We start from the raw sequence: 9661 nt of genomic DNA on the forward strand, positions 1-9661 counted from the left end.
ACGCCTCATCCGCCACCCGCACATGCACCGCATCCCGATCCGCCTCCCCGAACACCGCCACACTCACCAAACCCAAATCCCGACACGCCCGCGCCACCCGCACCGCGATCTCCCCACGATTCGCGATCAACACCTTGCGCACGTCAGGCTCCTTCGGCTCTCGGTTCTTTGGTCGGAGAGGACCCCTTGAGTGTAGGCAGGCGGGAACGGCCACCGCGTCCGGGGATCGCCACCGAAGGGGCCGCCACTGGTTGTATGCGGCCCACAACCAATCCTGCGTGAGCGCGCGTCTCCTTGTAATGAGGCGAGCGCTATGGTTCTTGTCACAGGGGCCGTGACGTACGACGCCGAATCGAGCCTTCTGGTACCGCAATGAGACAGAAGCACAGATGCCGATCGTCGCGTTTGGGGAGGTTGGCCGCGCAGTGTCCATATCCGGCGGCTCGCTGAGCACGAACAAAGGGGACCGCCTCAAGGCGCGCGGCGCCGCGGCCCTGGCCGATGCGCGTGTGGCGGCCGAGGTCACCGTCATCCTCGTCGGCCTGATCTGGCTGGTCCAGCTGTTCAACGCGGTTGACGGCTACCGGCTCGACGGTGAGTACGGCATCGTCGCCCGCAGCGTCTCCGATCTACCGCACATCGTGACCGCGCCGTTCCTGCATGCGAACCTGCAACACATTGAGAGCAACACGCCGCCGCTGGCCCTGCTGACCTTCCTGGCTGCCCTCGGAGGGATCCGCAGGTTCGTATACGCCACAGTGGTGATCATCGGCGTCGGCGGCATCGGTACCTGGCTGTTCTCGCCCTCGAACACGGACACCGTCGGAGCAAGTGGTCTGATTTTCGGACTGCTCGGCTATGTAGTCGTCCGTGGCCTGTTCGCCCGCTCGGTGTGGCAGGCCGTATGGCAGATCGCGGTCGGAGTCGCGGTGTTCGTCTACTACCAGTGGACGCTCGTTCTGCTTTATCCTTCTGCGACCGTAAGCGCGATGCACATCTCTTGGCAGGGGCACCTGAGCGGCCTGCTCGCCGGGATACTCGCCGCGGTGATGGCATGGCGACGGCGTAAACGACTCGGCGCCGAGTGGCAGCCCGCCTGACCCCGGTACCCACGTCCCTGATCCCGACCCGGAATGGCGCCCGTCGTGCCGACACCCCGTACAACCCTCCTGCACGTGTTCCGAACCGCGCCCGCGAAAGCCTTGCTGGCCGTGGGCTGCGCCGCCATCGCGTCCGGAACTCTGCTGGCGTTCCCGCCGCATGCCGCGGCTTCCTCTGCGTCGGGGAACATCCTCATCCGCCCCTCGCGGCCCTTTCCGAGTTGCGACGTGTTCATTTGCCTATCGTCGCCGCCCCCGCAGCCGAGCGGCGGGGGCGGTACGACGGGCGCGATTGTCCTTCCGCCGACGAAGCATCACGAGCCGTCGTCGTCCGCGAGCCCCGTCGACACCTCGCAGCAGTTCGGCTACGTCTCGACGTTCTCGCCTGCCCCGGCGGTGGTCCACACGCCGACCGCCACGGCCAGCGTGGCATGCGTCGCCAGCGGCCAGCCGATCAAAGGCTCAGGCGGTGATCTGGACCTGCCGGGCATACCCGGGTCGTCGACGGACCCTGGGCATGCAGGTGCCCTGCCGATCAGCACCCTGGGCCCATCGACGATGCTGCCCCCGCAGATCGACTCGTCGAATCTCGCGCAGCTTCAGATCACCAGGCCGGTAGACGCCGCGTCGGCGAATCTGGCGATGATCGCCAGTTCCGGGTACCGCTTCCCGTGCATCCACCTCGAATTCGGCCCAGGCCGGAACTACAGCAGTGTCGAGTACGCGCTCACCAACGCCGGGTTGGTCGCGGACGACAGGGCCGGGAACACCGAGGTGCTGACCTGGACGTACTCGACGGTCCTGTGGTCATACACGATGCCCGGCTCGGCCAAGATTCATCAGGGCTCGGGCGAGATCAACGCGCAGCCCAACCAGGTGTCCACGTCGATGGCCCAGGACACGCGCGCGATCGCGTTGGGCACGATCGGCTTGGCGGCCGTGGTCGCGCTGGCGTTGATCGTTTTGTATGTAGCGGGCATCCGACGTCACCGGGCCAGGTATCGCGAGCGTTACTACCGCCGGGCGACGCTTCGCGACGAGCGGGAGACGATGCTCGCCGCGGTGGAGCGGGCCCAGGCTGCACAGGAAATCGAGGCGGCGCGTTGGGCGGAAGCGGCAGCGCGTGAGGCTGAAACGCTGCACGAGCCCGAGGTGCTGTCAGAGTCTGAGGTGCTGTCTGAGCCTGAGCAGGTAGAAGAGCTGGGCGAACCGGAAGAGGCTGTGTCGGAGTTTGCCTCAGTTGCCCAAGATGAAGAGGGCGATGACGACGGAGATACGGCCGAGGTCGAAGATGTCGAGCCCGAGCCCGAGGCTGAGCATGAGAACGTCGACGAGTCCGAAGAGACAGAAGAGCCTGACGAGACGGAAGAGCGTGACGAGTCCGAGCCTGCGGCCGAAGTTGAGCCAGAGGCCGAAGAGTCCGAGACCGAAGCGCTCGAAGAGCCCGAGCCGGAGTCCGATGAGCCTGAAGCGTCTGACGATGACGACTCGGATGGCATATCGGTTGAGCAGCAGCACGTGAACGGTTCAGAGAGCGTTGAGGTCGTCGACGCACCGGAAGCTACCGCTGAACCCGAAGCTACCGTTGAACCCGAAGCCAGCGCCGAAACTGAAGCCGTCGCTGAGGCTGATCCGGGCACCGGTGACGAGGACGCTGGTGGCGAGAACGCCGGTGACGCGGTAACTGGTGACGACGCGGTAACTGGTACCGAAGAAGCCGGCGGCGATCAGGAAGCCGGTGACGAGGAGGCCAGCACCGGTTACCGGAAGACTCCGGTATGACCCAGTGAGTACCGCCCCGGCTGCGGATATACGCACAACCCGTGCGGACCGTTGCCGACCTTGATCCGGGCGATCAGGTGGCCGTCAAAGGTCGAGATCGCGTATACCTCGGCATCGTAGCGCCCGGAAAGCCACAGCACCGTTCCGTCGGCCGAGACGCCGCCCATGTCCGGGCTCGCATGGCCGGGGATCTTCCATACCGCGCTTGCCTTGCGGGTCGCGAAGTCGAGCACGGTGATCGATCCCGCGCCGCGGTTCGTGACGTACAGCGACTTCGAGTCCCGGCTCACGTAGAGGCCGTGCGCGCCGTATCCGGTCGGGATGAAGCCGGTGACCTTGAACCTGTCGCCGTCCACCGTCCACACGCCGCTGGTCTGCATGTCGGCGACGTACCACACCGAGCCGTCGGGGGCGATCTTCACGTCCTGCGGCATCGCTCCGGACCGCATCGTGAGCACGCCGAGCAGCTTGTGCGTCGACGTGTCGACCTTGAGCAACTGGCCGGAGAACTCGCAGGACGCGATGAAGTACGTGCCGTCCGGTGAGAAGTCCGCGTGGTTCACGCCCTCGCACGGCACCGGCAGTATGTCCTGAATCGCCATTGAGTGCGGGTCGCGGAAGACGATCTGACGGTTCGCCTCGGACATGACCACAGCTGACTTGCCATCTGGTGTGAAGTACAGGTTGTACGGATCATTCACCGGCACCGGCTTGCCGAACGCGCCGGTGCGCGGATCGATCGGCGTGAGCGAGTTGCCCAAGTCGTTGTTCACCCACAGCGTCATCAAGTCCCAACTCGGCACGACGTGCTGCGGCTGATGCCCGACCGGCACTGTGCGGACGACTTTGTACGTCGCCGGGTCGATCACTGAGACCGTGTCCGAATCGCTGTTCGGCACGTAAACATATGACGGCATGCCCTTAACCGCGTCGGACAGCTGGTTGGGGCGATCCGCGAGGTACAAGTCCGACGGATCGTACGGGGGCATCCCGGCCAACCCCGTGCTCAGCTGGAACGTCGGTGTGGGGGACGCAGTCGTCGCTGGGGAGCCGTGCGTAAGGCTGACGGCGGCCGCACTCGCATCGGGGCTTGAGGCCTTGCTCGGCGTACCCGAACCGAACAGCGCATAACCGCCGGCGATGACGCCGACGGTGACTGCCACTGCCACGCCTCCGACGACGAATCGGCGTCGGACATAGGTGTTCACCGGCGTGCTACCTCCGGGGCTGAAACGGGCGGTGGGAAGAGGGCAGACGCGGTGACGGCTTGGAGGCCACGCGTACGAAGCCCGTCGAGGATCGCGGGTAACGCCTCGACGGTGCCGCTGTGGCCGAGGTGCATCGAGACCACGTCCCCGGCACGTACAGCTGACAGTACGTTGTGCGTGACCGCGTCAACGCCAGGATCGGTGTAGTCGAGCGAGTCAAGGTCGTATGACAGGACGGTCGGATAACCGGCGCGGGCAGCCGCCGCGCGTACGGTCGCGGTGGCGTGCTGCGCCTGCGAGGGGCGGAACCAGCGGCCGCGCGAGCCGACGAGGCTTTTCAGGCGCACGGCGCAGCCCTCGATCTCGGCATAGGCGGCGTCCGGGCTCAGCGCGTCGATGTCGATGTGATGTTCGGTGTGGTTGCCGAGTTCATGCCCACCGTCGAGCACTCGGCGGGCCATCTCCGGATACTGCCCGAGCCAGCGGCCCACGGCCAGCACGGTGACGCGCGCCCCGGCACGCTCAGCCTCTGACAGCAGCGCGGTGGCGAGCGCGGGTGGTCCGTCGCCGTGGAACGTCAGCGCGACGCCGTTCGCGATCGAAGCGAGTTGTCCGGATGGACTGGATGAACTCGTAGCCGTGCCGGCCGTGACCGATGGTGAAGGGCCGCGTGACGTGGCTGAAGTGCTGGATCGCGTGACAGGTGACGCCGAGGTCCCGGTACCTGGGGACGAGCAGCCTTCCGTCAACGCGGCGGCGGCGCAGACCAACCACGCAGTACGCAACGTGTCCCTGCGTGACCATCGGTCGGATAGATGAAACTCGCCCGAGGTACTCACGCAGCGACCCTACGTGACGCCGCGTCAGCGGCCAATCGCTTCTTTCGGCCAAACGGGTGAGGCAATTCAGCGTTGCGCGTCACCCTTCCGCGGGAGCGGCCCACAAGTCGCTCACCGCCACGCCGATTTCACCCAGCATGCGGCGCAGCAGCGGCAGTGAGAGCCCGATCACGTTGGACGGATCGCCGCCGATCGAATCCACGAACGGCCCGCCGATGCCGTCGAGCGTGAACGCTCCGGCGACCCACAGCGGCTCGCCGGTGGCCACGTACGCCTCGATCTCGGCGTCCGACAGGTCGGCGAACCGCACCGTGGTACCGGCCGTCCGGCTGACCTCGCGCCACTCTGCGCCACCCTTGCCCGAAACCACAGTGCCAGAACTCCGAGTGCCAGGACTCAGAGTGCGGGTGTCGATCAGGCAGTGGCCGGTGAGCAGCACTCCCTCGCGGCCGCGCATCGTCTTCCAGCGGCTGATGGCGTCCTCGGTGTCGTCCGGCTTTCCGAACGCCATGCCGTCCAGTTCGAGCACCGAGTCGCAGCCGATGACCAGTGCCCCCGGCTCGATCGATTCGGCTACCGCGCGCGCCTTGGCCTGCGCCAGCGTGAGTGCGAGTTCCGCCGGGCCAGCCGCGTCATAAGCGTCCTCGTCGACGCCGCTGACGATCGCTTCCGGCGCGAACCCCGCGTTACGCAGCAGCGTCAACCGAGCCGGCGACTGCGACGCCAATACCAGTCTCAAGGTCATTGCGGATAGGCAGACGTACGCCAGTCCCCGGACGTGTGCGTATGCCACAAACCTGCGCGCAGGTACCGCGACCGGTTCGTCCAGCCGGACGCGTTCGCATGTTTTCCGGACTCCGTGCCGCCACTTCCCCGCATGGCCAGGACCACGATCAGCGCGGCGAGTTCCTCCGGCGTCGGCTCACCGCGCACGATGCGTAGGGTCACTGCGGCATCGTCCGCAGGGGCGTCGTCCACCATCTCCACCGCTACTCCCTCTGCTTCATCAGTCGTCGTGGGTGTCACAGTCGTGGCCGTCACAGCGGGATGTTCCCATGCTTCTTCGGCGGCAACTGCGCGCGCTTGGTGCGCAGCATGCGCAATGCCCGCGCGATGAACGCGCGAGTCTGCGACGGCTCGATCACCGAGTCGACGTATCCGCGCTCGGCGGCGATGTAAGGGTTCAGCAGAGTGTCCTCGTACGCCGTGATCAGCTCGGAACGCTTGGCCGCCGGATCCTCGGCGCCGGCGATGTCCCGCTTGTTGAGGATGTCCACCGCACCCTGCGCACCCATGACCGCGATCTGCGCGGTAGGCCACGCGACGTTGATGTCCGCGCCGAGGTGCTTGGATCCCATGACGTCGTATGCGCCGCCGTATGCCTTACGCGTGATGACGGTGACCATGGGCACCGTCGCCTCGGCGTACGCGTACAGCAGCTTCGCTCCGCGCCGGATGATGCCGTTCCACTCCTGGCCCGTGCCCGGCAGGAAGCCGGGGACGTCGACGAACGTCAGGATCGGGATGTTGAACGCGTCGCAGGTGCGGATGAACCGCGCGGCCTTCTCGGAGGCGTCGATGTCCAGGCAACCGGCGAACTGCATCGGCTGGTTCGCGACCACGCCGACCGAGTGCCCCTCGACCCGGCCGAAGCCGATCACCACGTTCGGCGCGAAGATCGCCTGCACCTCGACGAAGTCGCCGCCGTCGAGCACGTGCTCGACGACCCGGTGCATGTCGTACGGCTGGTTCGCCGAGTCGGGGATCAGCGAGTCCAGTTCAAGGTCCGCGTCGGTGGCCGACAGGTCGTCGTCGACCGCGAAGACCGGCGGGTCCTCCAGGTTGTTCTGCGGCAGGAACGACAGCAGGCTCCTGACGTAGTCGAAGGCGTCCTTCTCGTCCGACGCCTGGTAGTGCGCGTTACCGGACTTCGTGTTGTGCGTGTGCGCGCCGCCGAGTTCCTCGAAGCCCACGTCCTCGCCGGTCACCGTCTTGATCACGTCCGGTCCGGTGATGAACATGTGCGAGGTCTTGTCCACCATCACGATGAAGTCGGTCAGTGCGGGGGAGTACACCGCGCCGCCGGCCGCCGGACCGACGATCAGCGAGATCTGCGGGATGACCCCGGAGGCGTGCACGTTGCGCCGGAACACCTCGCCGAAGGCGCCGAGCGCGACCACGCCCTCCTGGATCCGCGCGCCGCCGCCGTCGTTGATCCCGATCAGCGGGCAGCCGATCTTCATCGCCAGGTCCATCACCTTGGCGATCTTCTCGCCGTTGACCTCGCCGAGCGAACCGCCGTACACGGCGAAGTCCTGCGAGAACAGGCACACCGGCCGGCCGTCGACAGTGCCGTAGCCGGTGATCACGCCGTCGGTGTACGGCCGGTTCTTCTCGATGCCGAAGCTCGTCGACCGGTGCCGGGCCAGCTCGTCGAGTTCCTGGAACGAGCCCTCGTCGAGCAACAGCTCTATCCGCTCCCGCGCGGTCAGCTTGCCCTTGGCGTGCTGCTTCTCCACGGCCTTGGCCGAGCCCGCGTGCACTGCTTCGTCCAGATGCGTACGCAGCAACGAGAGTTTGCCCGCAGTCGTGTGGATGTCGATCTCTTCGGCCATCGTCGCTCGTCTACTCCCTAGAACGAGTGTTGGTCCTCCCGTCGACGAGACGCGCCGTTCCGGGGGCTTCTGTCAATGTATACGTTCGGTCGTAGGCTGCGGCCATGGCCTCGGTCTACAACGATCTAAACCGCCCCCCGTTGAACGAGCACATCCTGCAACGCGCGCTGATGGTGCCCGGAGCGGGGTTGAATGGGCACGGCGTCGCGGCGTTACGCGTCCTGCCGGAAGTCGAGTCGACCAACACGGCACTGCTCGGGGCGGCGGCGGACGGCGCACCGCACGGTTCCGTCGTGGTCGCGGAGGCGCAGACCGCGGGCAAGGGACGGCTCGGCCGCGCCTGGGTCGCGCCGCCGCGTTCCGGGCTTTTCGTGTCGATTCTGCTACGGCCCGAGGCGCCGCCGAACCGCTGGGGCTGGCTGCCGCTACTCGCCGGGGTCGCCGTCCGTTCGGCGGTCGCCCGCGTATCCGAGCTGGACGTCTCCCTCAAATGGCCGAACGACCTGATCCTGCCGGGCTCGGCGGAGCGCTCCAATGCCGATGCCAATGCCGATACCAGCTACGGCACAGACCGCAAGCTCGGCGGCATCCTTGCCGAGCAAGGTGGCGGCGCCGAGCCTTACGTCGTCGTGGGCATTGGTATCAATGTCACGTTACGCACCGATGAGCTCCCTGCGCCGCATGCGACGTCACTCGAACTGGCCGGTGCGAAGGTCACCGACCGGGACACGCTTCTGCGGGTGCTGCTTCGTACTTTCGGGTCCTGGTATGCCGACTGGTCCGGGGCCGACGGCGACGCCGAACGCAGCGGGCTGGCCGCCGCGTATCGGGCCGCCTGTGCGACGCTCGACCGGCCGGTGCGTGCCGAATTGCCTGGTGGGACCGTGGTGTTCGGGCACGCGACCGGGATCGACGCGGACGGCCGGCTGCTCGTGCGTACCGCCGATGGCGCGTCGTCGCCAATCGGCGCAGGCGATGTTGTGCACTTGCGACCGGAGCAGTAATAGCGCGCGGTACATCGGACGTGCCAGGATTCGCCCATACAGACCGGTGATCGGATCAGCGACCGATCCGATCACACTTTTAGTAGGAGGGGACGAAGACTGTCATGGGGTATCCCCAACGGCTGCTCAGCGAAGGTGAGCGGGTAGACCTTCAACTGCGCCCGCACTGGAAAGCCCTGGTGCTGCCGGTGATCACGCTCATCCTCACCTTCGGCATCGGCGGGTTCCTGGTGGCCGTCGCACCCAAGCACGGCACCGGCGCGCAGGCCAGCTGGATCGCCATCGGCGTCGTGGCGCTGGCGATCATCGTCTGGTTCGTGGCGCGCCCCTGGATCACCTGGATGAACACGAACTATGTGATCACCAACCGGCGCCTGATCATCAGGCTCGGCTGGATCCACCGGGTCGGCCGGGACATCCCGCTGGAGAAGGTGAACGACGTCTCCTTCCGGCACGACTCGCTGCTGGATCGGATGCTCGGCTGCGGCACGCTCGTGGTCGAGTCGGCCGGGGAGCACGGCCAGGTCGAGCTGGACGACATCCCGCACGTCGAGGAGACCCAGCGGGAGGTCGCCACGCTCATCTCCGGCGACCCCGCGGCCGATATGCACCACCACGACTGAACACGCACCAGGACTGGAACCTCACACTCACGGCCGTCCGGACCGCCCACGTCCGGACGGCACGCCAGCGACCCGGATGCGGACGGGATCGGCGGAGAGCGGTATTGTTGCAGTCCGTACGCCTCCGGATGCGGCCGGTGGCACGATTCGACGCCCACCGGGACCGGCTGGGACATTTCGTCCCGGCTGGCCTTCCACCCTTCCCGACGAGTAGGTGAGTCAGGTCACCGGAGCGCACGACGTCACCAGACCGCGGCCGGGCGCTGAGGCCCACGCCGCGGCGCGGCTGCGCGCGCTGACCGGCTTCGCGAAGTCGATGGCTGCGGCGCACTCGGTCGAGGACGTCATACGCATCGCCGCCCGTGAGGCCCAGCGCGACCTGCGCGCCGCGGTCGCCTCGATCTCCATGTGGGAGCGGCAGACCGGACGGCTGCGGGTGCTGGCCAATCACGGCAAGCTCGCCGCCGGCGAGTCGGCCTTCCCGAAGGAG

At 66.9% G+C, this 9661-nt stretch carries 11 protein-coding genes and 1 pseudogene; 6 read left to right on the forward strand and 6 right to left on the reverse strand.

The window, feature by feature from the left end:
• Positions 1-142, reverse strand: a 142-nt coding sequence (locus VGS97_RS29725; RefSeq protein ID WP_349261911.1) for a biotin carboxylase N-terminal domain-containing protein, incomplete at its 3' end; no start/stop codon positions are given.
• A gap of 283 nt (positions 143-425) precedes the next feature.
• Here VGS97_RS29725 and VGS97_RS28815 point away from each other — a divergent pair.
• Together VGS97_RS28815 and VGS97_RS28820 are read left to right on the forward strand one after the other, a co-directional pair.
• Entirely contained in the window at positions 426-1100 is a 675-nt protein-coding gene (locus VGS97_RS28815) for a rhomboid family intramembrane serine protease (RefSeq protein ID WP_326856836.1), read from the forward strand.
• 75 nt (positions 1101-1175) lie between these two features.
• Positions 1176-2882 (forward strand): hypothetical protein, encoded by a 1707-nt coding sequence (locus VGS97_RS28820; protein WP_326856837.1) that lies wholly within the window; start codon positions 1176-1178, stop codon positions 2880-2882.
• On the opposite strand, the gene VGS97_RS28825 is transcribed toward VGS97_RS28820, so the two are convergent.
• Both VGS97_RS28825 and VGS97_RS28830 read right to left on the reverse strand, forming a co-directional pair.
• A complete protein-coding gene (locus VGS97_RS28825; protein WP_349262307.1) occupies positions 2861-3871 on the reverse strand; it encodes a YncE family protein in 1011 nt (336 codons plus the stop codon). The genes VGS97_RS28820 and VGS97_RS28825 overlap by 22 nt on opposite strands.
• Before the next feature lie 215 nt (positions 3872-4086).
• Positions 4087-4689: a polysaccharide deacetylase family protein gene (locus VGS97_RS28830; RefSeq protein WP_326856844.1), complete on the reverse strand. Its 603-nt coding sequence runs from the start codon at positions 4687-4689 to the stop codon at positions 4087-4089.
• On the opposite strand from VGS97_RS28830, the gene VGS97_RS28835 reads away from it, so the two are divergent.
• Entirely contained in the window at positions 4634-4909 is a 276-nt protein-coding gene (locus VGS97_RS28835) for a hypothetical protein (protein WP_326856846.1), read from the forward strand. The two genes, VGS97_RS28830 and VGS97_RS28835, sit on opposite strands and share 56 nt — an antisense overlap.
• A gap of 99 nt (positions 4910-5008) precedes the next feature.
• Here the strand turns inward: VGS97_RS28835 and VGS97_RS28840 are convergent, their stop codons facing one another.
• From VGS97_RS28840 to VGS97_RS28850, 3 genes are read right to left on the reverse strand one after another with little or no spacing between them, the layout of a single operon-like run.
• A complete protein-coding gene (locus VGS97_RS28840; RefSeq protein WP_349262306.1) occupies positions 5009-5674 on the reverse strand; it encodes a nucleoside triphosphate pyrophosphatase in 666 nt (221 codons plus the stop codon).
• Positions 5671-5910 (reverse strand): acyl-CoA carboxylase subunit epsilon, encoded by a 240-nt coding sequence (locus VGS97_RS28845; RefSeq protein ID WP_326856845.1) that lies wholly within the window; start codon positions 5908-5910, stop codon positions 5671-5673. Before VGS97_RS28845 ends, VGS97_RS28840 begins: the two co-directional genes overlap by 4 nt.
• Before the next feature lie 56 nt (positions 5911-5966).
• Positions 5967-7544: an acyl-CoA carboxylase subunit beta gene (locus VGS97_RS28850; RefSeq protein ID WP_326856840.1), complete on the reverse strand. Its 1578-nt coding sequence runs from the start codon at positions 7542-7544 to the stop codon at positions 5967-5969.
• A gap of 104 nt (positions 7545-7648) precedes the next feature.
• Between VGS97_RS28850 and VGS97_RS28855 the strand changes: the two genes are divergently transcribed.
• The 3 genes and pseudogenes from VGS97_RS28855 to VGS97_RS28865 form a co-directional block, all read left to right on the forward strand.
• The gene (locus tag VGS97_RS28855) at positions 7649-8548 is read left to right on the forward strand and encodes a biotin--[acetyl-CoA-carboxylase] ligase (protein ID WP_326856841.1); all 900 of its coding nucleotides are present in this window, start codon (positions 7649-7651) and stop codon (positions 8546-8548) included.
• A gap of 104 nt (positions 8549-8652) precedes the next feature.
• Complete coding sequence (locus tag VGS97_RS28860; RefSeq protein WP_326856842.1) at positions 8653-9171, forward strand: PH domain-containing protein; 519 nt, start codon at positions 8653-8655, stop codon at positions 9169-9171.
• Between the two features lie 214 nt (positions 9172-9385).
• A pseudogene (locus tag VGS97_RS28865) lies at positions 9386-9661 on the forward strand (hypothetical protein); the annotation flags it as partial.

Source organism: Actinocrinis sp. (assembly GCF_035946395.1).
Lineage (GTDB): Bacteria > Actinomycetota > Actinomycetes > Streptomycetales > Catenulisporaceae > Actinocrinis.